This is a genomic window from Streptomyces sp. MUSC 14 (assembly GCF_001866675.1).
Lineage (GTDB): Bacteria > Actinomycetota > Actinomycetes > Streptomycetales > Streptomycetaceae > Streptomyces.
Genome location: NZ_MLYN01000017.1, coordinates 170,514 through 191,008, shown reverse-complemented (window position 1 = coordinate 191,008; position 20,495 = coordinate 170,514). Strand labels below are relative to the sequence as shown.

Here is a 20,495-nt window from a genome sequence, read left to right as displayed (position 1 = left end):
ATTCTGAACTGCGCATTACCGAAGTGGAGTTGACGACTGCCTAACGCATCGTCAGTTTCGCGTGGTCGGTGTCGGGGAGCCAGTCGCGCCCCGGCGTGTACTCCAGCCAGCGGCGGGCGCGGCCGGTTTCGGCGAAGCCCCGCAGCAGGGTGTCGAGCAGCGGGTGACGGTAGGCGTCGTGCCAGGCCAGCGACCACGCGTACAGCGGGGTCGGACCGACCAGCGGGATGCCGTGCAGCCCCGAGTGGTCCGGCAGCGGAGCGTCGGCCGGGAAGAGGGCGAAGCCTTCGGGGTCGGCGCGGACGTGCTGGAGGAGGTGATCGAGGCCCAGGTTGGGGCCGTCGTGCCGGCGCGTGATGCCGAACTCGTCGGCGAAACGGCACAGGAAGTCCAGGCGGCTCAGTTCGGCCGGGCTCCACAGCGCGCTGTCGCGCAGGTCGGCGGGGCGCAGCGCGTCGGCACCGGCCAGCGGGTGGGACGGGCCGAGCACCACGTCGACGGGCTCCAGCCGTACCAGCCGCTGGGTCAGTGCCGCGTCCCGTCCCCCGGGCAGCGGATGCACGCGGCCGAAGCCCAGGTCCGCTTCACCGCGTGCCAAGGCCTGGGCGACCGACGGCCAGTCACGTCCCGGACCTGGCTCCCACCGCACCGGGCCGTCCGCCCGGACGGCGGCGGCGACGGTGCGCATCGGCGCGTACAGGTGCCCCCAGATGTCGATCCGCACGGCCGCTCCCGCGCCGGTCACGGCCGCGACGGCGCGCTCGCCGGCCGCGAGCGCCTCGCGCGCGCCCGGCAGGAACCGCTCGCCCGCCTCGCTGAGCCGGACGCCGCCCTGGCGCTCGAAGAGCCGTACGCCGAGCAGCTCCTCCAGCCGGGCCACGCGCTTGGACAGCGCCTGCTGGCTGGTGCGCAGTTCCTCGGCGGCACGCCCGAAGTGCAGTGTCCCGGCGGTGGTGACGAAGGCGCGGACCAGCGCGAGGTCGAGATCCATGCCGCTGACCATAGGCGACAACGAGGCGTTGTCGCCCGACGGGTCCGGTTGTTGGCCGGGCCGGTGCCCGCGGCGGTCAGATGGTTCCCGAGGCCGCACCCACCGCCGCACCGGCCGATGGTGCCGCAGGCCGCCGAGGAGGACGACACCGATGAAAGCCTTTCTGCCGACCGGAGACCCCGCCGAGCCCGTCGTGCTGGCCGACGTCGCCGAGCCGACACCGCGCCCCGACGAGGCGCTGGTGAAGGTCGAGGCGTTCTCCGTGAACCGGGGCGAGACCTTCAAGCTGGAAAAGCCCCTGCCCGGTGACCGCCCCGGCAAGGACATCGCGGGACTGGTGGTGCAGCCGGCCGCCGACGGGAGCGGGCCGAGCGGGATCACGCGGGTCGTCGGGCACCCCATGTCGGGCGGCTGGGCCGAGTACGTGGCGGTGCCGACCGGCGCCCTCGCCGAACTGCCCGACCGGGTCAGCACCCTTCAGGGCGCGGCCCTGCCCCTCGCCGGGCTCACCGCGCTGCGGCTGCTGCGCGCGGCCGGCCCCGTCGTGGGCCGCCGGATCCTGCTGACGGGCGCGTCCGGGGGCGTGGGCCACTACGTCACCGAGCTGGCGGCCGCGGCCGGGGCCCAGGTGACCGCCGTGACCCGGGACGCGGAGCGCGGCGCCCGGCTGGCCGAGCTGGGCGCCGCCGACATCGTCCACGACGTCGCAGACGCCCGGGGCCCGTACGACATCGTGCTGGAGTCGACCGGTGGGCAGGCCCTCGCCACCGCTCTGGCCCGGCTCGCCCGGCGCGGCGCCCTCATCTGGTTCGGGCAGGCGGGCCGCAGGCCGGCGACGCTCGACTTCTTCGACTTCTTCGACGGTCCCGAATCGGCCGTCCTGCGTCACTTCCACTACCTCGACGCGGACACCCGCCTCGACGACGACCTGGCCGCGCTGGTCCGGCTGACCGCCGAGGGGCGGCTGCACCCGGAGATCGGCCGTGTCACGGACTGGGCCGACACCGCCACCACCCTCACCGACCTGCGCGACCGCCGCATCCGCGGCAAGGCCGTCCTCACGCTCTCCTGAGCAGCGCCGGCCAACCGGCCTTTTCCACCGGCCAGTTCACCCACCACCGAAGGAGTACGACCATGACGACCGTCACCGACCCCAGGGCCGTGGTCATCCGCTACGTCGAGGCCGTCCGCGACGGCGACGCGGACGTCGTCCACGACAGCTTCGCGGAGGACGCCACCTGGCACTACCCGGGCGACCTGCCCATCTCCAAGGTGTGGCACGGACGGGACCGGATCATCGGGGAGTTCCTCGGCAGCATGGGACCGATCCTGGTGCCCGGCACCCTGGAGATCGAACTGATCAGCACGATCGCCGAGGGCGACCGCGTGGTGGCCGAATGGACCTCCAGGGCCAGGACCGTGTACGGCGGCGTCTACGACAACCGCTGCCTCGGCATCTACACCGTCCGCGACGGCAAGATCACCTCTGTCGTCGAGTACGCCGACACCCAGCACGTGGCAGCGGTCCTCTTCCCCGAGCACGACGCCCGGTAGGTCCCGCTCAGAGCTCCTTCCGCAGGAGGACGCACATCGTCTCGTACCGGCGGAACGACCCGTCCGGGCCCTCCTCGTCCCAGGCGTCCGGCGCGCGGCCGTACGCGACGTGGCCCAGGCGCTCGTACAGGGCGCGGGCCCGGGGACTGCCCTCCTCCACGGCGAGTTCCGCCGTACGCAGCCCACGGCCGACGACGCGTCGCTCGGCGGCCCGGATCAGCAGTGTGCCCAGTCCGCGGGACTGGAGCGCCGGCAGTACGGCGAGCTGCCGGATGGTCCCGGCGCCCGCACGGGCCCGGTAGTCGACGCCGCCGATCGCCACGGGCAGGCCGGCCGGGGTGCACACGGCCAGATAGTCCACCTCGCCCGCCGCCGCGCGCGCCAACTCCCGCTCCACATGGCGCAGATGGGTGGCCGAGCCGGACCATGTGCAGGCGGGCAGATCCCCGGGTGTCAGGTCGCGCACGGCGACCGGGAGGGTGAGGGTGGTGCGGACAGGGGCGCCGGCTCTGTCGGTCATGGGCGTGGGCATGCCGACCGGAGGGCGCGCCAAGGGATTTCCGTCGCGCCCTCCGTCCGGGCCCGAGCGGCGCGGCAATTCGGGGGTGGTCGTGCGGGCGGGTCCCGTAGCGTGCCGGGATGGTGACTGTACGAGCGATGGCGCAAGGCGACGTCGAGGCCGTGGCATCGATACGCGTGACCGGCTGGAGGACCGCGTACGCCGGGATCGTGCCCCGCTCCTGCCTCGACCGGATGACGGTCGAGGCGGACGCGCGACGACACCGCGAGCGCGTCACGCAGCCGGGAGACGGCAGGACCGACCTGGTCGCGGTCGACACCGACGGGCACGTGTCGGGCTGGGCCTGCCTCGGACCCTGTCGTGACACCGACACCACCGCGGCCACCGGTGAGCTCCATGCCCTGTACGTCCGGCCCGCGCTGATCGGCTCCGGCATCGGCCGCACGCTGCTCCGGGCCGTGCACGCACACGCCCGCGCGTACGGCTTCGACCAGATGGTGCTCTGGGTCCTCACCGGCAACACCCCGGCCCGCCGCTTCTACGCACGGGCCGGGTACGCCGCCGACGGCGCCGTCCAGACCGACGAGTACGACGGGGTGTGCGTGCCCGAACTCCGCTACCGGCTGGCCGCCGGTGCCCTCAAGCGGCCCGGTGGCGCTCCGTGATCCAGCGGGCCGCGAGCAGGCCGGAGGCGGCGGTCAGGGCCGCGGCCGTGATCACCGTGGCGTCGAGTCCGAAGGCGTCCGCCAGCAGCCCGGCGATCACGGCGCCGCCGGCGTAGCCGATGTCGCGCCAGAAGCGGTACGTGCCCAGGGCGTTCGCGCGCCGGGCCGGGTGTGCGTGGTCGGAGATCGAGGCGATCAGCGCCGGGTGGACCAGGGCGGTGCCGATGCCGAGGGCGACCGCGGAGAGGACGCCGGCGAGCAGGGGACGGTCCAGGAGGGCCAGGGCGAGGACGAAGCCGCCGGCCTGGACGAACATGCCCGTGACCACGAGGGGTTTGCGGCCGATGCGGTCGGCGAGGTGGCCGGTGGGGATCTGGCCGATGCACCAGAGGATGGGGTAGAGGCCCTTGATCAGTCCGACGGCGGCGATGCCGAGGCCGTGCTCGGTGAAGAGGAGCGGGAAGACGCCCCGGGTCAGGCCGTCGTTGAGGTTGTTGACCAGGCCGGCCTGGCTGGCGCCGCGCAGGGAGCGGTCGTGCCAGGAGGTACGGGCGAAGGCGGCGGACAGGCCGGTGCTCCCGGTGCCGGGCAACGGCTCGGTGTGCCGGGCGAGTTCGAGGGCCACGTGGGCCGCGGTGTACCGCACGACGAGGGCGAGGCCGAGTCCGGCGGCGACGAAGACGGCACCGATCAGCTCGGGGACGGGGCGCAGGCCGCAGGCCGTGGCGAGACAGCCGGAGATCAGGGCGGTCGCGCCCACGGAGGTGTATCCGGCTGCCTCGTTGAGCCCGGTGGCCGGTCCGCGGCGGGCCGGGCCGACCAGGTCGATCTTCATGTTGACCGTCATCGACCAGGTCAGCCCCTGGTTGAGGCCGGGCAGTACGTTCGCGGCGACGATCCAGCCCCAGGACGGGGCCCACGCGAGCGCGAAGGGCACCGGGACGCCGATGAGCCAGCCGGTGACGAGGAGCTGCTTGCGGCGGAACCGCGCCGTGAGCGCGCCGGCGGCGAGGTTGGTGAGAGCCTTGGTGAGCCCGAAGGTGTGGCTGCCGATGAGCGGGACGGTGGTGCGTTCCAGGCCGACCAGACCGCCCACACAGACGTTGACGACGACGAGCAGCGTGAACTGGACCCGGGTTCTCCCGCAGCCAGAGCCGCACGGGCCCGGCCGGAGCCCTGGTCGCCGTCAGATGGTCGTCGGCAAGGGTGGTCGGAACGCCGCCCGTCCTCCACGATATTCCATGGAATTATGGAGGATGCAGGGCCGGAGACCACCGGGAACCCGCGACCGGTTCGAAGACGCGGCTCTACGACGCCTTCGCGACCAGCGGAAAGGCGCTGGCCAGCGGAAAGCGGCTGGAGCTGCTGGATCTGCTCGCGCAGGGGGAGCGGACCGTCGACGCCCTGGCCAAGGCCGCGGGGCTGAACCTGACGACCGCGTCCGCGCACCTTCAGACGCTCAAGCAGGCCGGTTTCGTCGCCACGCGCCGTGAGGGCGTGCGCATCCACTACCGGCTCACCGGCGAGGACGTGGCCCTGCTGTTCGCACTGCTGCGCAAGGTCGCCGAGAACCACCAGGCCGCCGTGCCCGCCGCCCGCGACGCCTATCTCGGTGACGACGGTGCCGCGGAGGTCACCCGCGAAGAGCTGAACGCGCGCGTCGCCGCCGGCGGTGTCGTCGTGCTCGATGTGCGCCCGGCGGAGGAGCACCGGGCCGGACACATTCCCGGCGCGCTCTCCATCCCGGTCGGCGAACTGGCCGACCGTGTCGCCGAGTTGCCCGAGGAGGCCGAGATCGTGGTCTACTACCGCGGCGAGTACTGCGTCCTCGCCCACGACGCGGTCCGCCTGCTGACCGGCCACGGCCGACGCGCGCTCCGGCTGAACGACGGCATGCTGGAGTGGCGCCTGGCCGAGCTGCCCGTCGACACTGCGGACCTGACCTGAGCGGGCACACCGGGCGAACTACAGTGCCGACCGACACACCGCAGCACTCCGGAACCGCACCGAGGAGAACGACGATGGCTCCTGCCCAGGCCGAGGTCCAGGCCACCTACGCCGTCACCGGCGCCACCGGCCGGCTGGGCGGACGCGTCGCCCGCCGCCTGGCCGCCGCAGGCACTCCGCAGACCCTGCTGTGCCGTACCCCGGCCCGCGCCCCTGAACTGCCCGGCGCCACCGCCGTACCCGGAGCCTACGGCGACCACGACGCCCTCGTGCGCGCCCTGCGCGGCACCGACCGCGTCCTGATGGTCTCCGCCTCGGAGTCCCCGGACCGCGTCGCGCAGCACTGCACCTTCGTCGACGCGGCGGCCGAGGCGGGCGTCGCCCACCTGGTCTACGTCTCCTTCTGCGGCGCCGCACCCGACGCGACCTTCACCCTGGCCCGGGACCACTGGCACACCGAGCAGCACATCCGCGCCAGCGGCGTGCCCTTCACCTTCCTGCGCGACAACCTCTACGCCGACTTCATGCCCGGCCTCGTGGGCGAGGACGGCGCGCTGCGCGGCCCCGCCGGTGACGGCCGGGCCGCCGTGGTCGCGCAGGACGACATCGCGGACGCGGCGGTCGCGGTCCTGCGCGATCCGGGTCCGCACACCGGTCGTGCCTACGAGCTGACCGGCCCCGAGGCGCTCACCCTCGCCGAGGTGGCGGCGACGATCACAGCCGTCACCGGCCGCCCGGTCTCGTACGTGCCGGAGACCGTCGAGCAGGCCTACGCCTCCCGCGCGGGGTACGACGCCCCCGACTGGCAACTCGACGCCTGGGTCTCCACCTACACGGCGATCGCCGACGGCTCCCTCGCCGGGGTGACCACCGCCGTCCAGGACCTGACCGGCCACCCCGCCGGCACGCTGGAGCAGGTCCTGCGGGCGACGCCGCCGCCCGCCGGCTAGCCGGCTTCCCGCTCCAGCACACGGCGGGCTGCCTCGGCCTCCGCCGCCGGCGGGGACAGCTCGTCGAGGGTGTCCAGCTCGTCGTCCGCTTCCAGTTCCCGTTCCCAGGCCGCCGCCAGCTGCTCCTGTTCCTGGCGGGGCCGGGCGCCGACCGTGTCCCGGTGCTCCGGGTCCAGGGCCGCCATGAAGCGTTCGACCGAGTCCGAGGCCATACCGTGCTCCTTGTCGCGGGGAGGGAGAGTGCCACTTTCGGCCCAGCATGGCCAAGCGGGCCCACCCCCGCTGCCCGACACCACCTGGAAGCACCCTGATGGCCCCGCCGCTCACCGCGCGGACCGGGCGTCGTGTGCGGCAACGGCCATGACGACCGCGGAGGCCAGGGCGATGCAGGCGCCGACGTAGGGCGGCGCGGCGTATCCGAGGCCCGCGGTGGTGGCCAGACCGCCGAGCCAGGCGCCGGGGGCGTTGCCGATGTCGGACGCGGAGACGTTGGCGCCGGCGGCCGGCGCCGCGCCGTGGGCGACGTCGGTCACGCGCGTGATCATGCCGGGGACGCCGGCGAACCCGGACACCCCCAGCAGGAACACGAGGACCACCGAGGCGGGGGCGCTGCCCGTGAGCAGTCCGAACGCGGTCAGCGTGAGGGTGAGGGTGAGGGCGAGCAGGGCGAGGAGCAGGGCACGGTCGCGGTCGTGGTCGGCGGCTAGCCCGCCGATCAGGTTGCCGGCGACCAGACCGACGCCGTACACCATGAGCAGCCAGGCGACGTCCGCAGGGGAGAAGCAGCCGACCTCGGTGAAGGTGAAGGCGAGATAGGTGGACGCGCCGAACATCGCGCCGTAGCCGAGCGTGGTGTCCGCGAGGGTCAGCCAGACCTGCCGGGAGCGGAAGGCACGGAGCTGAGCCCGCAGACCGTCGGGCGATTCCGGGCCAGGGTGGCTGGACCGGGCGGGCACGAGCACGACGATCCCCGCCAGTGCCAGCACACCGATCGCGGTGACCGCCCAGAACGCGGCCCGCCAGCCCCTCCCGTTCGCCGACCAGCGCGCCGAACGGCACGCCCAGGACGTTCGCGACCGTCAGCCCCGCGAACATGACCGCCACCGCGCGGGACTTCCGCTCCGGTGCGACCAGACGGCGCGCGACCAGCGAGCCGATGCCGAAGAACGAACCGTGGCACAGTGCCGCGACGATCCGCCCGAGCAGCATCACCGGGTAGTCCGGTGCGACGGCGGACAACAGGTTGCCGATGACGAACAACGCCAGCAGGCCGACGAGGACGCTCTTGCGGGGCAGCCGGGCCGTCGCCGCGGTGAGCGCGATCGCGCCGACCGCGACACTCAGCGCGTACCCGGAGACCAGCCGGCCCGCCGTCGCCTCGGACACCGCGAAGCCGGCGCGATCTGCGGCAGCAGCCCGGCGACCAGGAACTCGGTGAGCCCGATGCCGAACCCGCCGAGCGCCGGCGCGACGAGCCCGTCCGGCATCCGGCCCCGACCGGCCGTGCGGCCCGTATCGGTCATGCGGCGACCCTCACCCACCGGCGGGACCCGCGGCCATGGACAGAACCACGTGCCTCCTGGATTGCCCCTGTGACGGGTCACCGTCCGCTCTGTGACCCGTCATCAGGCGTTGGCGGCCGGGGACCGGCAGGATCGACCACCATGACCGGCAGCGAGCAGTGGCCCGGGGACACCACCCCGGGCTGGGACGACGAGCAGGACTTCACCGACGCGGACCGGGGGTTGATCGCCCGCCTGGAGCCTTGTGTGGTGCGCGACGAGCGGGGCGGGGTGGTGTGGGACGCGGACGCCTACGGCTTCCTGACGGCCGACTGCCCGCCGACCGCGCACCCCGGACTGTGGCGGCAGAGCCGGCTCGTGGCCCGCCAGGGGCTGTACGAGGTCGTGCCCGGCATCTACCAGGTGCGCGGCCTGGACCTGTCGAACGTCACCTTCGTGGAGGGCGAGCGCGGAGTCGTCGTGATCGACCCGCTGATCAGCGCCGAGGTCGCCGCCGCCGCGCTCGCCCTGTACCGCGCGCACCGCGGCGAGCGCCCCGTGACCGGCGTGATCTACACCCACTCCCACATCGACCACTTCGGCGGCGTGCGCGGGGTCGTCGATCCGGCCGACGTGGCTGCCGGCCGGGTGCCCGTCATCGCACCCGCCGGGTTCCTGGAGCACGCGGCCGGCGAGAACGTCATCACGGGGACGGCGATGGCCCGCCGGGCGGCCTACATGTACGGGGCCGCGCTGCCCAAGGGACCGGCGGGGCAGATCGGTTGCGGGCTCGGGCTGACGACCTCGACCGGCAGCGTCGGCCTGATCGCGCCCACGGTCGACGTCACCGCCACCGGGCAGACCGAGACCGTCGACGGGGTGCGGATCGTCTTCCAGCTCACGCCCGGCACCGAAGCCCCCGCCGAGATGAACTTCCACTTCCCGGACCTGCGGGTGCTGTGCGCCGCCGAGAACGCCTGCCACACCCTGCACAACGTGCTGACCCTGCGCGGGGCCCTCGTCCGCGATCCCAGCGCCTGGGCCGGGTACCTGACGGAGACGATACGGCTGTTCGCCGCGGACACCGACGTCGTCTTCGCCTCCCATCACTGGCCGACCTGGGGGCAGGACCGCGTCGTGCGGTTCCTGGAGGAGCAGCGGGACGCGTACGCCTATCTGCACGACCAGTGCGTGCGGATGATCAACGCAGGGCACACGGGCGCGGAGATGGCCGAGCAGCTGCGCTTCCCGCCCGCCCTCGAACGGGCCTGGCACGTCCGCGGCTACTACGGCTCCCTGAGCCACAACGCCAAAGCGGTGTACCAGCGTTACATGGGCTGGTTCGACGGCAACCCCGCGCACCTGTGGCAGCATCCGCCCACCGAGGCCGCGAGCCGGTACGTGGAGTTCATGGGCGGCGCGGACAGCGTGGTCGCCAAGGCGCGGGCGTCGTACGAAGCCGGTGATCTGCGGTGGGTCGCGGAGGTGCTGGGCCATGTCCTGTTCGCCGACCCCGGGCACACACAGGCCCGCGCCCTGCAGGCCGACACGTTCGAGCGGCTCGGCCAGGGCGCGGAGTGCGGACCCTGGCGCAACTTCTGCCTGATGGGCGCGGCCGAACTGCGCGGCGGCGTCCTCGGCACACCGACCCGCGCCGCCCCGGACATCCTGGCCGCCCTGACGGCCGAGCAGGTCTTCCGCTCCATGTCCGTTCGCGTCAACGGCCCGCGCGCGGCCGAGGCCGGACGGCTGCTGCTGCGCTGGGAGTTCACCGACACCGGCGAGAAGTGGACGCTCCTGCTGTCCCGCGGCGCGCTCACCCCGATGCCCGGCGACGCCCCGCGGGGCGAGCGGCCCACCGCCGTACTGCGGCTGGCCCGCACCACCCTCGACGCCGTGCTGGCCGGGGCGACGACGTTCGCCGACGAGATCGCGGGCGGAGCGGTGGACCTCGACGGAGATGCCGGGGCCCTGATCACCTTCGGATCGCTGCTGGACGCGCCGGACCCGGACTTCGCGATCGTCACGCCGTGACGCCGGGGTCCGTCTCGCGCAGCAGCAGGGCCGCGAGGAGCAGCGCGGTGTCCCGCGGGTCGGTGAGACGGACTCCGGTCAGCTCCTGGACACGGGCCAGCCGGTGGTCGACGGAGTTCGGGTGCAGGTTCAGCCGGCGGGCCGTGGCGCGGCGGTCCTGGCGCTCCTCCAGATGCGTGCGCAGGGTCTCGGTCAGTTCGGGCCGGCCGGCCAGCGGGTCGAGCAGGGCGGCGATCCGGTCGCTGCCCTCGCTCGGACGGGACAGGTGGTACTCCAGCAGGACGTCGTCGAGCCGGTGCAGCCCTGGCGGCCGCCCGCACGCCGCCGCGACCCGCAGCACCTCGGCGGCCAGCCGCGCCGCACGCGGGACGTCAGCGGTCCCGGCGGCGCCGACCGTGGCCAGCCGCACCCCCGTTCCCGCCGCCTCACGCAACAACTCCGCTGTCCGGCCCGGTGGTTCGGCCCCTCCCGGTACGACCGCGTGTCCTCCCTCGGCGCCCAGCAGGGCGGGTACGTCCGTGCCGAAGGCCCGGTCCAGCACCGCCTGAACCCGCCGCACCAGCCGCCGTACCGTCACCGGGGAGCCCGGACTCCCGTCGGTGGGTGCCGCATCGGCGAAGCGCAGGCACAGCACCAGCGCGGGCCCCTCCGGCGTGGACCCGTCGGCGGGCGGGCGGCCCTCCAGCAGCGCGCGGGCCCGTGCGTGACGCTGCTCGTGGCGTTCGGCGGCGAGAGCGGTGCGCTCGTCGAGATAGCTCTCGGCGACGGCGCCCACGAGCCGGTCGACCGAGGCGAACAGTGCCTCGGCGAGTTCGGCCAGGGCGTCCCGCTCCGCGGGCCGCGCGTTCTCCCGCAGCGCCCGGAACAGCTCCTGCCCGCCCAGCGTGTACGTGCGCAGCAGCAGCTGCAGCGGCATTCCCTCCTCGGCGCGCTGGGCCGCGCGCTCCTGGAAGTACTCCAGCGCGTCCGGTCCCGGCCGGCCCGCGGCCCCGCGCAGGAACAGCCGCATGCCGTGCCGGGCCGTCGCGGCGATCTCCACGTCCCGCACATCGGCGGGCAGTTCGGGGTAGCCGTGCAACTCCCCGAACACCTCGCGGGCCATGTGCCGGGCCAGCTCGTTCACCCGTGGCTCGCACCGGGCGGCGAGGGCCGCCGCGGCAGCGGACAGCTCCCGCGGTCGACCCCCGGCCCGTCGCTCCCCGTCCTGTCCGTGCGCCATGGATCCCCTCGCTGCCGATGCCGGTCCGCCACAGTAACCGGGGCGTACGACCGTGCTGCCGGGGCCTGGCGGTTTCACAGGAGTCGGAGCAGCCTGTCGGTGAACTCGGCGGTGGTCGCCGTACCCCCCAGGTCGCGGGTGCGGACGTCGGTCCGGGCCAGGAGCGAGGCGATCGCGTCCGTGATGCGCCCGGCCGCGGCGGGGTGGCCGAGATGGTCGAGCATCAGGGCCGCCGCCCAGATCGCGCCCAGGGGATCGGCGATGCCCCGGCCCGCGATGTCGGGGGCGGAACCGTGCACGGGCTCGAACATCGACGGGAACTCCCGCTCCGGGTTGAGGTTGGCCGCCGGGGCGATGCCGATCGATCCGGCGACCGCGGCCGCGAGATCGCTGAGGATGTCGCCGAAGAGGTTGGAGGCGACCACGACGTCGAAGCGGGAGGGTTCGAGGACGAACTTGGCCGCCAGGGCGTCGATGTGCTCCTGGTCCCAGGCGACCCGAGGGAACCGGGCGGCCCGCTCGGCGACCAGCTCGTCCCAGAACGGCATGATGTGCACGATGCCGTTCGACTTGGTCGCCGAGGTCAGCCGGCCGCCGCGCCGCGCGGCCAGAGCGCCGAGGCCGGGCGGCGGAAGCCCCCGCGGTCGACGATCGCCAGGAAGTACGCCAGCTGCCTGATGTCCATGTGTGTCGTGTGCTCCTCGTTCCCGACGACGTTCCGCGAGGGTTCTGTGCGGCGTTCCGTGTGGCGTTCTATGCGACACGGACATCCTCTACCGCGTCGTCACACAGGCGGCGAACGCCGTATACGCCGTCAGCAGGAAGGCGAGGGTGACCGGTGTGACACTCAGGGCGGCGCGCATCATCGCGGCCGCGGCCTGTGCGCCGGTCGCGCGGTGGGTCGACGGGGCCATCACGGCGAGCAGCACGGGGAGTGCGGCGAGGATGCCGCCGGCGAAGGGGCCGAGCGCGGCCGCGGCGCGCACGGCGAGCAGCACGGTCGTGGCGGACACTGCCATCCGCACCGGTATCTCCCGGATCCGGGCGGCGCGTTGGGGCCGATGCGTCGGGGCCGGGGCGGGCCAGGCCCGCAGCCCGGCGAAGGCCAGGGCCAGGGCCGATGCCGCTGTCAGCCAGACGTCGGTGCACAGCGCGGCGATCAGGCCCGCTCCGGCCGCGCAGGCCAGAGCCGCCGTCAGGGTGCGCGCCGGACGCAGGACGGGGGCGAGCCGGCCGTAGGCGAGGCAGAAGGCCGCGACGACGAGCTGCGCGGCGACGTTGCCGCGCGCCGCGTGTGCGGCCGCGGCGCTTCCGCCGCTGAGCCAGACGAGCAGCAGGAACGGCCCGGACGTCGTCGGCGCGCCGAGCAGGAGCCCGCCGCGGCGCGGGCCCGAACGCCGGGCGACGACGGAGACGAGGAGGACGAGGGAGGGGGCGAGGGCGGTGCGGAGCAGCAATATCTCCATGCCTGTGAGCCTGGCACCGCAGGCGCCGACTTTGGCTCGGACTTCACGGCGGTACACCGGAGACGACCGAAGTTAACTCGGTCATCTCCAGATCTCGCCGAGTATTTGTAGCATGGCGCCATGGACCGCATCGATCGGCAGATCCTCACGATCCTCCTCACCGACGGCCGTGCCACCTACCAGGAGTTGGGGCGGCAGGTCCGCCTGTCGGCCAACACCGTCGCCGACCGCGTACGCCGCCTCCAGGCGGCCGGTGTCGTCCGCGGATACCGCGCCGAGCTGAACCTGGCGGCCTTCGGGCGCGGGATGGAACTGCTCAGCGACGTCCGGCTGCGCGAGGGCGTGGACCGCACGGCCTTCGAGGAGCAGCTGCCCCACGTGCCGCAGGTCGTCGGAGCGATGCGGCTGACCGGGGACTACGACTACCAGCTGCGCGTGGCCTGCGCCGACGCCCGCGAGTTCGAGACGGTCATCGACCGGCTCAAAGCCGACTTCGGCGTGCGGGAGTTGAGGAGCCGGCTCCTGCTGCACGAGGTTCCGCTGGGGCCGGACCGTCTGCTGGAACCCTGAGGGACCGGCTGCCGACGGCGGCCGCGAGGAGCAGCGCGACGATGGCGGTGAGGCTGATCCCGCGCCAGCCGAGGGCGTCGAGCAGCGGCGCGGCGACGGCGGTGCCGACGGCGCCGCTGGTGAAGTACAGCACGAGGTACACGCTGCTCAGGCTGCCCGCCCGGTCGGGGGCGAGGGCGATGATCCGGCTCTGGTTGGCGGCCTGCGCGGCGAAGCAGCCCGCGTCGAAGACCGCGAGCCCGAGGGCGGTGGTCGGCGGGCTGCCGAGTCCGGTGGCGAGCAGCGCGGTGCCCGCCGCCGCGGCCAGCATGCTCGCGGTGATCACCGTGGCCGGGGCGTACCGGTCGGTGAGGCGGCCGGTCAGCGGGAGCGCCGCGAAGCCGAGCAGTCCGGCCAGGCTGTAGAGGCCGATGGCGCCCGGGCCGAGGGAGTGGGGCGGCCGGGCGAGCGCGAGGGCGAGCGTGACCCAGATCAGGTTGAAGGCGAAGTACCACAGCCCGCCGGCGGCCACCGCGCGGCGCAGTTCCGGGAATCGGCGCAGCAGGGGCGGGAGCGAGGCCAGCGCGGTCCGGTAGCCGCGCTCGGTGTGCGGTCGCTGCCGGGGCAGGAGCGTGGCGGCGGCGATGGCGCCGAGCAGGGCGAGTGCGGCGAAGACGAGGAGCATCCGCCGCCACCCGATGGCTCCGCCGAGCGCCCCGCCCACCAGCCGGCTGAGCAGGATGCCGGCCGACATGCCGGCGGCCACCGTGGCAACTCCCGTTCCTCGGCGCCCTGTTGGCGCGTGCCGCCCCGCGATGCCGCCGGCCTGGGCCGCGACGCTCGCGGCCGCGCCGATGAGCAGATAGGTGGCGAGGAGGACGCCCGCGCCGGGTGCCGCCGCGGCCAGGGCGAGGGCGGCGGCCAGCGCGGTCAGCTGGATGCCGACCAGGCGGTTGGGGGCGAGGCGGTCGGTCAGGGGCAGCAAGAGGGCGAACCCGGTCATGCAGCCGGTGAGCGCGGCGGTCGGCACCAGTCCGATCACCGCGAGCGGCACGCCCAAGTCGGCTGCGACACTGGTGAGTTCGGGCTGGATGGCGTAGTTGTTCGCGATTGCCGTGCCGGCTATGGAAGCCAGCAGGAGCGTGCCGCCGCGGGGGAGCGGCCGGGTCACGGCGTGGTGCCGCGGGTCAGGACGACGGCGTAACGGCACTCGGAGTCCGAGGTGTTGGCGAAGACCCGCTCGGCGGGCTCGCCCAGCTCGATGGTGTCGCCCGCGTTCAGTTCGTGGACCGTGGCGCCGTCATGGAAGGTCAGCCGGCCGTCGAGGACCCAGACGACCTGGCGGACGAAGGCGAAGGCGGCGGCCGGATACGGCACGCGTGCGCCGGCGGGCAGCCGGATCTCGGCGATCTCCGCGGGGAAGCGCGGACCGGTGATCTGGCGGCGCCGGTATCCGGTCGCGGGGTCGCGCCACTCGGCCGTGTCCGCAGGCCTGCGCACGCCCGTCTCGCCCGCGGCGGTCTCGTGCGCGGTGCCCTCCGGCGCCCCCTCGGCGAGGGCGAGCAGGGAGGCGACGCTGAGCCGGAAGGCGGCGGACAGCTTGCCCAGGACGACCGCCGTGGGGCTGCTCTCGGCGCGCTCGATCCGGCTGATCATCGCCTGGGACACGCCGGAGGCGTCGGCGAGCTGGGCCAGCGTCCAGCGGCGCCGTTCCCGCTCGGTGCGGACGCGGGCCGCGATCTGCCCCACCAGAGGATCTACTATGTTGGACATGGCTTCAATATACGCAAGAAGCGCGGCGGCCGTGACGGTGCGCCCGGCCCGGCCCGACGACGTGGCGGCGATCCGCGCGATCCGCAACCACGCGATCGAGCACTCGACGGCCCTGTGGACCCGCGCCCCGCAGACCTCGGACCAGGCGGTCACCTGGCTCGCCGCCCATCTGGCGCGCGGCTCGGCGTTCGTCGCCGAGGTCGACGGCGAGGTCGCCGGGTTCGCGGCCTACGGCCCCTGGCGGGAGCTGGACGGCTACCGGCACACGGTGGAGAACTCGGTCTACGTCCGCGAGGACCGGCACGGGCTCGGCATCGGATCGGCGCTGCTGGCCGCCCTCGTCACGGCCGCGCGCGAGGCCGGCCACCACGTGATGATCGCCGGTATCGAAGCCGGGAACACACCCTCGATCCGGCTGCACGAACGCTTCGGGTTCCAGGTCGCCGGCACGCTCCCGGAGGTCGGCACCAAGTTCGGCCGCTGGCTCGACCTGACGCTCATGCGCCTGCCCCTGGCCTGAGCCCGTCGAGCACGTTCCGGCGACGAGGTCACGTGGGCTGGGCCGGGATCCTGACACGGACCCCGTAGCCGCCGTCGGGGGTAGGGCCGCAGGAGAACGTGCCGTGCAGGATCTCGGCGCGTTCCCGCAGCCCGACCAGGCCCTGCCGGGACCCGGGCAGGGGCAGGGACGGGCGGGTGGGGCGGCTGTTGGTGACGGTCACACCGACGTCGTCGCCCTCGCACCACAGCTCCACGGTGGCCCCGGCCCCCGGAGCGTGCTTGCGCACGTTCGTCAGAGCCTCCTGCACGGTGCGGTAGATCGCCCGCTGGGCGGGTGTGCTGACCGTGTCGGGCAGCACACCGGTCAGTTCGGCGTCGATGCCGCTCGTCGCGATCAGCTTGCGTATGTCGGCCAGCGTGGGCTGCGGCGTCAGCTCGGTGGCGCGGCCACCGGAGGCGCGCAGCAGGGTGACCATGTTCCTCAGCTCGTCCAGCGTGGCGACGCTCAGCGAACGGATGGTGCGGGCGGCCTCCCGGGCGTCCGTGTCCTTGGCCCCGACCTGCAGCGCGCCGGCCTGGACGGCGATCAGGCTCACCTGGTGCGAGACGACGTCGTGCATCTCCCGGGCCAGCTGGGCGCGTTCCCGGGCGAGCACGGCCTGGGCGTGCAGGGCCCGCTCGTGCTCCCTGGCCTCCTCGATCTCGGCCAGGCGCTGTGACAGGTCCCGCCGCGCCTGCACCAGTTGACCGAGCAGTACGGGGGCGGCGGTGCCCGCGAGGGTGTAGACGAACTGGATCAGCGTCCACGTACGGTCGCGCGAGTCCGGGTCGTGCCAGGGCCAGGGCGCGGCGGACGCCGCCGCCATCAGTACCGCGCACGCTCCCGACAGGCGGCGGTCGCGCCTCCGTTCGGCCAGCGCGAACAGGGCCGCGAGCGGGGCGACGACGAGGTCGGAGACGACCGCGGCCGGCACCGTGAGCAGGACGACGGCGAGCGGGACGTAGCGGCGCAGCGCGAGGGCGGCACAGGCCAGACCGGCGAGGCCCACCTCGGGCCACGAGCCGTCCGAGACCGCGAGCCAGGCGTCCCCGACCGCCACGGCGACCAGCCCGGCGTCCCGCACGGGCGCCGGAACCCGGGCCCAGCCCGTCCGGCGGCCGCTCACCGGCCGGTCACCGGTCGGCCTTCGGCCGGCGCCGTTCGTCCAGGAGACGGGCCCGCTGGGCGATGAGCGCGGCCTGGATGCGGCTGGTCACGCGCAGCTTGGTGAAGATCGCGCTCACGTGATCCTTCACCGTGCCGGCGCTCAGATGCAGACGCGCCCCTATGTCCGCGTTCGACAGCCCCTCCGCGACCAGCATCAGCACATCGCGTTCGCGTGCCGTCAGCCGCTCCACCCGGGCCGACTCCTCGGCCTCCTGGGCGTTCACCGCCCCGGCACCGGGGTGGCCGAGCAGCAGGGCGCGGGACGCCTTGGGGGACATGACGATGCCACCCGACGCGAGCGTGCGCACCATCTGGGCCAGCTGTTCCGGCTCGGTGTCCTTGAGCAGGAAACCGGCCGCCCCGTGACGCAGCGCCGCCAGCACGTACTCGTCGGTGTCGAACGTCGTCAGCATCGCCACCACGGGCCCGTCCGGGAGCCCGCGCACCTCGCGCAGCACGGTGAGCCCGTCGACGTCCGGCATGCGGATGTCCAGCAGCACGACGTCCGGACGCTCGTCACGGACCCGCGCCACGGCGTCGGCGCCGCTGACCGTCGCGACCACCTCGATGTCCTCGGCGGCGTTCAGGATGAGCTGGAAGCCGGAGCGGACGAGGGCCTCGTCGTCCACCACCACGACCCGGATCACATGCACTGCGTCCCGCCCCTGTCCGACCTGTTCGTACGCCTACGACCTTAAGAGGGCCCGGCCGCCGCGAGGGTTGCCCCGGTGTGCGGACCAGCCGATCGGGGGGTGTCCTCCCGCCGCCCGGCGGGGGAGACCCGGCCGGGCGGCGGATACCGCGGCGACCGGGTCCGGCACCAGCCTGGACACATGACGCACAGCACAGAGGCGGCACAGGCGACAGCGGCGCCGGAGGCGGACGCCCGGTGAGGGGACAGCTCGGCGGCGGCAGGGAGGCCGCCTTCCTGATCATCGCGGCGTCGGCCGCGGTCCTGGGGGTGCTCCGGCCCGACCTGTACGGCGCCCTCGCCCACGGCGCCGCGACAGCGATCGCCGGAATGTTCGGCTGAGCGCGCCGCGAAGAGACCCATGAAGATCACTTTCCTGCTCTACGACGCCTACGACGCCGGCGGCACGGCCCGCGCCACGCTCGAACTCGCCGGCGCCCTCGCCGACCGGCACGACGTGGAGGTCGTCTCCAACTACCGCACCGCCGACCACCCCTGCCCGGCACCGGCACCCCGCGTGCGGATGCGCACCCTGGTGGACCTGCGGCCCGGCTCCCGGCACTACGCGGGCACCGCCGCGCGGCAGCGGACCCCCGGCACCGTGTGCCCCCACGACGCGGTGCACGACGGCCCGACGCCGCCCAGCGCACTCGGTGAGGCGAGGCTCGCGGCCCACCTGAAGGACGCCGACGCCGACGTGGTGATCTCGACCCGGCCGTACCTGACCTGCTTCCTGGCCGAGCACGGCCGCCCGGACCAGCTGCGCATCGGCCAGGAACACGCCGCCCGCGCCCTCCACCCGGACGCTCTCAGGGACGACCTCGACGCGGCCGTGCCCCGGCTCGACGCCTACGTGACCGTGTCCGCCGCGGACGCGCGCGCCTGGCGCCGGGCCCTGTACTCCGCGCCGACGCGCGTCACCGCCATCCCCGTCTGTGCCCCCGAGCCCTGTGCCGAACCCTCGGCAGGGACGTCGCGGACCGTGGTGGCGGCGGTACGGCTCACGCCGACCGCACGGTACGACCGGCTCCTCGACGCCTTCGCCAAGGTCGTGGCCGTACACCCGCACTGGACGCTGCGCGTCTACGGCCGCGGTCGCGAGCGCGGCCCTCTGCGCCGCCGTGTCGACGAGCTCGCTCTGCACGACAACGTCGTACTGATGGGCGCGCGCACGCCCATGCACCCGGAGTGGGCCAAGGGCGCCATCGCCGTCGTGCCGCACCGCACGGAACCCTCCGGCACGGCCCTCCTGGAGGCGATGAGCTGCGGGGTGCCCGTGGTGAGCACCGACTGCGACCACGCGCCCCGCGAGATCATCACGCACGGCGAGGACGGCCTGCTCGTCCCGGCGGAGGGAGCCGTCGAGGACGCCCTCGCCGACGCGCTGTGCCGCCTGATCGAGAACGACGCCGAGCGCCACCGGATGGCCGCCGCGGCCCGCCGGACCTCCGTACGCTTCCGCCCCCGGCACATTGCCGCGCAGTACGACGCCCTCTTCCTCGACCTCGAACCCGAACTCGCCTCCCGCGCGGGGCACAGCCGACTTCCGCGCGCGGCACGCCGTGACACCGACCGCGGCCTCCCGCTGTGGCGCCGTGCGCTGGAACGCGTCGGCCTGGCCGGACTCGGCTCGCCGGTCCGGGTCGGCTGCCGGGTCCTGCCCGACGGCTCGCTCGCCTTCCGCACCGCCGACCCCGCTCCGGCACTCGCGCCCGACGCCTGGCATCTCGTCCTGATGCTGCGGGACACGGCGGCGGCGGGCGAGACGGTGAGACTGCGGCTGGAGCCCCGGGAACCGGGCGCCGGAACGTCCTTGCAGGCGAGGCTGGACAAGGGAGCGCGGGTCCTCGCCGAAGGGCACTGGGCCGTCTTCGTCCAGCACGTCAGCGGCAACCGGTCCCGCCCGGTCCTCGCGGGCCCGGTCGAGACGGCGCGGCTCCTGGACCCCGCCGCACGCCGCCCGGCCGACGCGGGATGCAGCGCGTGGATCCCGTACCCGGCACCGGACGGCGGCCTGGCCCTGCGCACCTGGCACCGACCGGCCCATGCGGAGGTGTCGTCCATCGCCACCGGCGACACGGCGATCCGGCTGACTGGTTCGCTCCACGGCAGCGCCGCCCGCGCCCACCACTACCGATTCCGGGCCCGGCTCCACGGGCGGCACGAATGGGCCTTCGACGGACAGTGCTACGTCGATCCCTACGGTGACTTCGAGATCGGCATCCCCCTCGCCGCCGTGGCCGAGCACCAACCAGGCGCTCAGGCACGGTGGGACCTGCGCCTGAGCGCGTACGGCGGCCCCGAGGTCCGGCTGGGCATGCTGACCGGCGACCTCGCCGACCGCCGTGACGTCACCACGTTCCCGACGGCCGCGTACACGGGACCCGAAGGCCGCGTGACCGTCACACCCTGTCTCACTCCGGACCACGACCTCGCCCTCGTCAGCTCCCTCGCCCCGGAGTAGGCCGGGAGCCCGCCACCCGCTCTCCGAGGCGAGGCCGTTGTCATCGGCGGCAGTCGTCCGGGACGGGTGTCCGGGCCATGAACTCGTCCACGACGATCCGCAGCCGCATCCAGCGCGGACCCGACCCGGCCGTCAATCCCACGGAGAGCGGGGGGAGTTGGAGTGACCGGAGGGGTGGGCCGGCCGGGTGATGCGGCGAACAGCTCCACGTCGTCGCGCCGCGACAGCACCGCCTGCGCCCGTGCATGCCAGTCGCCGGCATCGCCGCCGTCGCCGTCGACCGCGGTGGCGACGAAGGCCGGCTGGATGCCCCCCGACCTGAACGAGGAGACGTCGACGTCTGTCTCCCATACGGAACAGCGCTCGGCCAGCCGCCTCGCGAACGCCTCCTCGCGCAGTCGGCCGGCCACGATCCGTCGGGCCCGTCGTCCGCCGGCCGCCGACACGTCGTCCATGTCCCCT

General features: G+C 74.1%; 20 protein-coding genes and 2 pseudogenes. 10 read left to right on the top strand and 12 right to left on the bottom strand.

The window, feature by feature from the left end:
* Positions 1-40 precede the first annotated feature (40 nt).
* On the bottom strand, positions 41-991 hold the full coding sequence (locus BIV25_RS10180) for a LysR family transcriptional regulator (RefSeq protein ID WP_071371946.1): 951 nt from the start codon (positions 989-991) through the stop codon (positions 41-43).
* 151 nt (positions 992-1,142) lie between these two features.
* Between BIV25_RS10180 and BIV25_RS10175 the strand changes: the two genes are divergently transcribed.
* Positions 1,143-2,063: a zinc-binding dehydrogenase gene (locus tag BIV25_RS10175; protein ID WP_071371879.1), complete on the top strand. Its 921-nt coding sequence runs from the start codon at positions 1,143-1,145 to the stop codon at positions 2,061-2,063.
* A 62-nt stretch (positions 2,064-2,125) separates the two neighbouring features.
* Entirely contained in the window at positions 2,126-2,545 is a 420-nt protein-coding gene (locus BIV25_RS10170) for a nuclear transport factor 2 family protein (protein WP_071371878.1), read from the top strand.
* Between the two features lie 7 nt (positions 2,546-2,552).
* Here the strand turns inward: BIV25_RS10170 and BIV25_RS10165 are convergent, their stop codons facing one another.
* The gene (locus BIV25_RS10165; protein ID WP_177235219.1) at positions 2,553-3,065 is read right to left on the bottom strand and encodes an N-acetyltransferase; all 513 of its coding nucleotides are present in this window, start codon (positions 3,063-3,065) and stop codon (positions 2,553-2,555) included.
* A 119-nt stretch (positions 3,066-3,184) separates the two neighbouring features.
* Here BIV25_RS10165 and BIV25_RS10160 point away from each other — a divergent pair, with 119 nt between their 5' ends.
* Entirely contained in the window at positions 3,185-3,730 is a 546-nt protein-coding gene (locus BIV25_RS10160; RefSeq protein ID WP_079176539.1) for a GNAT family N-acetyltransferase, read from the top strand.
* Here BIV25_RS10160 and BIV25_RS10155 read toward each other — a convergent pair.
* Entirely contained in the window at positions 3,705-4,826 is a 1,122-nt protein-coding gene (locus BIV25_RS10155) for an MFS transporter (protein ID WP_256255716.1), read from the bottom strand. The two genes, BIV25_RS10160 and BIV25_RS10155, sit on opposite strands and share 26 nt — an antisense overlap.
* A gap of 110 nt (positions 4,827-4,936) precedes the next feature.
* Between BIV25_RS10155 and BIV25_RS10150 the strand changes: the two genes are divergently transcribed.
* Both BIV25_RS10150 and BIV25_RS10145 read left to right on the top strand, forming a co-directional pair.
* The gene (locus tag BIV25_RS10150; protein ID WP_256255715.1) at positions 4,937-5,677 is read left to right on the top strand and encodes a metalloregulator ArsR/SmtB family transcription factor; all 741 of its coding nucleotides are present in this window, start codon (positions 4,937-4,939) and stop codon (positions 5,675-5,677) included.
* Between the two features lie 74 nt (positions 5,678-5,751).
* A complete protein-coding gene (locus BIV25_RS10145) occupies positions 5,752-6,627 on the top strand; it encodes an SDR family oxidoreductase (protein WP_071371874.1) in 876 nt (291 codons plus the stop codon).
* Here BIV25_RS10145 and BIV25_RS10140 read toward each other — a convergent pair.
* Both BIV25_RS10140 and BIV25_RS10135 read right to left on the bottom strand, forming a co-directional pair.
* Positions 6,624-6,839 (bottom strand): hypothetical protein, encoded by a 216-nt coding sequence (locus BIV25_RS10140; RefSeq protein WP_071371873.1) that lies wholly within the window; start codon positions 6,837-6,839, stop codon positions 6,624-6,626. The genes BIV25_RS10145 and BIV25_RS10140 overlap by 4 nt on opposite strands.
* Positions 6,840-6,950: 111 nt before the next feature.
* Positions 6,951-8,114: pseudogene (locus tag BIV25_RS10135) on the bottom strand (MFS transporter).
* Positions 8,115-8,291: 177 nt separating this feature from the next.
* On the opposite strand from BIV25_RS10135, the gene BIV25_RS10130 reads away from it, so the two are divergent.
* A complete protein-coding gene (locus BIV25_RS10130) occupies positions 8,292-10,163 on the top strand; it encodes an alkyl/aryl-sulfatase (protein WP_071371872.1) in 1,872 nt (623 codons plus the stop codon).
* On the opposite strand, the gene BIV25_RS10125 is transcribed toward BIV25_RS10130, so the two are convergent.
* The 3 genes and pseudogenes from BIV25_RS10125 to BIV25_RS10115 form a co-directional block, all read right to left on the bottom strand.
* Positions 10,153-11,382, bottom strand: coding sequence for a CdaR family transcriptional regulator (locus tag BIV25_RS10125; protein ID WP_071371871.1), 1,230 nt, complete (start codon positions 11,380-11,382; stop codon positions 10,153-10,155). The genes BIV25_RS10130 and BIV25_RS10125 overlap by 11 nt on opposite strands.
* 74 nt (positions 11,383-11,456) lie before the next feature.
* Positions 11,457-11,993 (bottom strand): annotated as a pseudogene (locus BIV25_RS10120) (isocitrate/isopropylmalate family dehydrogenase); the annotation flags it as partial.
* 162 nt (positions 11,994-12,155) lie between these two features.
* Positions 12,156-12,848, bottom strand: coding sequence for a hypothetical protein (locus tag BIV25_RS10115; protein WP_143076604.1), 693 nt, complete (start codon positions 12,846-12,848; stop codon positions 12,156-12,158).
* Between the two features lie 120 nt (positions 12,849-12,968).
* Between BIV25_RS10115 and BIV25_RS10110 the strand changes: the two genes are divergently transcribed.
* Positions 12,969-13,418: an Lrp/AsnC family transcriptional regulator gene (locus tag BIV25_RS10110; protein WP_071371869.1), complete on the top strand. Its 450-nt coding sequence runs from the start codon at positions 12,969-12,971 to the stop codon at positions 13,416-13,418.
* Here BIV25_RS10110 and BIV25_RS10105 read toward each other — a convergent pair.
* Entirely contained in the window at positions 13,330-14,568 is a 1,239-nt protein-coding gene (locus BIV25_RS10105) for an MFS transporter (RefSeq protein ID WP_071371868.1), read from the bottom strand. The genes BIV25_RS10110 and BIV25_RS10105 overlap by 89 nt on opposite strands.
* Positions 14,565-15,170, bottom strand: a complete 606-nt coding sequence (locus BIV25_RS10100; protein WP_071371867.1) for an XRE family transcriptional regulator — start codon at positions 15,168-15,170, stop codon at positions 14,565-14,567. Before BIV25_RS10100 ends, BIV25_RS10105 begins: the two co-directional genes overlap by 4 nt.
* On the opposite strand from BIV25_RS10100, the gene BIV25_RS10095 reads away from it, so the two are divergent.
* Positions 15,169-15,690 carry a GNAT family N-acetyltransferase gene (locus BIV25_RS10095; protein WP_071371866.1) on the top strand — a complete coding sequence of 174 codons (522 nt, stop codon included), beginning with the start codon at positions 15,169-15,171 and terminating at the stop codon, positions 15,688-15,690. The genes BIV25_RS10100 and BIV25_RS10095 overlap by 2 nt on opposite strands.
* A gap of 28 nt (positions 15,691-15,718) precedes the next feature.
* Here the strand turns inward: BIV25_RS10095 and BIV25_RS10090 are convergent, their stop codons facing one another.
* Together BIV25_RS10090 and BIV25_RS10085 are read right to left on the bottom strand one after the other, a co-directional pair.
* Positions 15,719-16,837: a sensor histidine kinase gene (locus BIV25_RS10090; protein ID WP_071371865.1), complete on the bottom strand. Its 1,119-nt coding sequence runs from the start codon at positions 16,835-16,837 to the stop codon at positions 15,719-15,721.
* Between the two features lie 7 nt (positions 16,838-16,844).
* Positions 16,845-17,525 (bottom strand): response regulator transcription factor, encoded by a 681-nt coding sequence (locus tag BIV25_RS10085; protein ID WP_071371864.1) that lies wholly within the window; start codon positions 17,523-17,525, stop codon positions 16,845-16,847.
* Positions 17,526-17,767: 242 nt separating this feature from the next.
* Between BIV25_RS10085 and BIV25_RS50920 the strand changes: the two genes are divergently transcribed.
* Both BIV25_RS50920 and BIV25_RS10080 read left to right on the top strand, forming a co-directional pair.
* Positions 17,768-17,911, top strand: a complete 144-nt coding sequence (locus BIV25_RS50920; RefSeq protein ID WP_177235218.1) for a hypothetical protein — start codon at positions 17,768-17,770, stop codon at positions 17,909-17,911.
* Between the two features lie 19 nt (positions 17,912-17,930).
* Positions 17,931-20,033 carry a glycosyltransferase gene (locus tag BIV25_RS10080; protein WP_071371863.1) on the top strand — a complete coding sequence of 701 codons (2,103 nt, stop codon included), beginning with the start codon at positions 17,931-17,933 and terminating at the stop codon, positions 20,031-20,033.
* Positions 20,034-20,495: the final 462 nt, after the last annotated feature.

Bases quoted from the DNA above. Each gene is read 5' to 3' on its own strand.
- BIV25_RS10160 (WP_079176539.1), top strand. From the start codon at position 3,185: ATGGTGACTGTACGAGCGATGGCGCAAGGCGACGTCGAGGCCGTGGCA.
- BIV25_RS10110 (WP_071371869.1), top strand. From the start codon at position 12,969: ATGGACCGCATCGATCGGCAGATCCTCACGATCCTCCTCACCGACGGC.
- BIV25_RS10130 (WP_071371872.1), top strand. From the start codon at position 8,292: ATGACCGGCAGCGAGCAGTGGCCCGGGGACACCACCCCGGGCTGGGAC.
- BIV25_RS10180 (WP_071371946.1), bottom strand. From the start codon at position 991: ATGGATCTCGACCTCGCGCTGGTCCGCGCCTTCGTCACCACCGCCGGG.
- BIV25_RS10080 (WP_071371863.1), top strand. From the start codon at position 17,931: ATGAAGATCACTTTCCTGCTCTACGACGCCTACGACGCCGGCGGCACG.
- BIV25_RS10170 (WP_071371878.1), top strand. From the start codon at position 2,126: ATGACGACCGTCACCGACCCCAGGGCCGTGGTCATCCGCTACGTCGAG.
- BIV25_RS10125 (WP_071371871.1), bottom strand. From the start codon at position 11,382: ATGGCGCACGGACAGGACGGGGAGCGACGGGCCGGGGGTCGACCGCGG.
- BIV25_RS10100 (WP_071371867.1), bottom strand. From the start codon at position 15,170: ATGTCCAACATAGTAGATCCTCTGGTGGGGCAGATCGCGGCCCGCGTC.
- BIV25_RS10165 (WP_177235219.1), bottom strand. From the start codon at position 3,065: ATGACCGACAGAGCCGGCGCCCCTGTCCGCACCACCCTCACCCTCCCG.
- BIV25_RS10095 (WP_071371866.1), top strand. From the start codon at position 15,169: ATGGCTTCAATATACGCAAGAAGCGCGGCGGCCGTGACGGTGCGCCCG.
- BIV25_RS10145 (WP_071371874.1), top strand. From the start codon at position 5,752: ATGGCTCCTGCCCAGGCCGAGGTCCAGGCCACCTACGCCGTCACCGGC.
- BIV25_RS10115 (WP_143076604.1), bottom strand. From the start codon at position 12,848: ATGGAGATATTGCTGCTCCGCACCGCCCTCGCCCCCTCCCTCGTCCTC.
- BIV25_RS10140 (WP_071371873.1), bottom strand. From the start codon at position 6,839: ATGGCCTCGGACTCGGTCGAACGCTTCATGGCGGCCCTGGACCCGGAG.
- BIV25_RS10175 (WP_071371879.1), top strand. From the start codon at position 1,143: ATGAAAGCCTTTCTGCCGACCGGAGACCCCGCCGAGCCCGTCGTGCTG.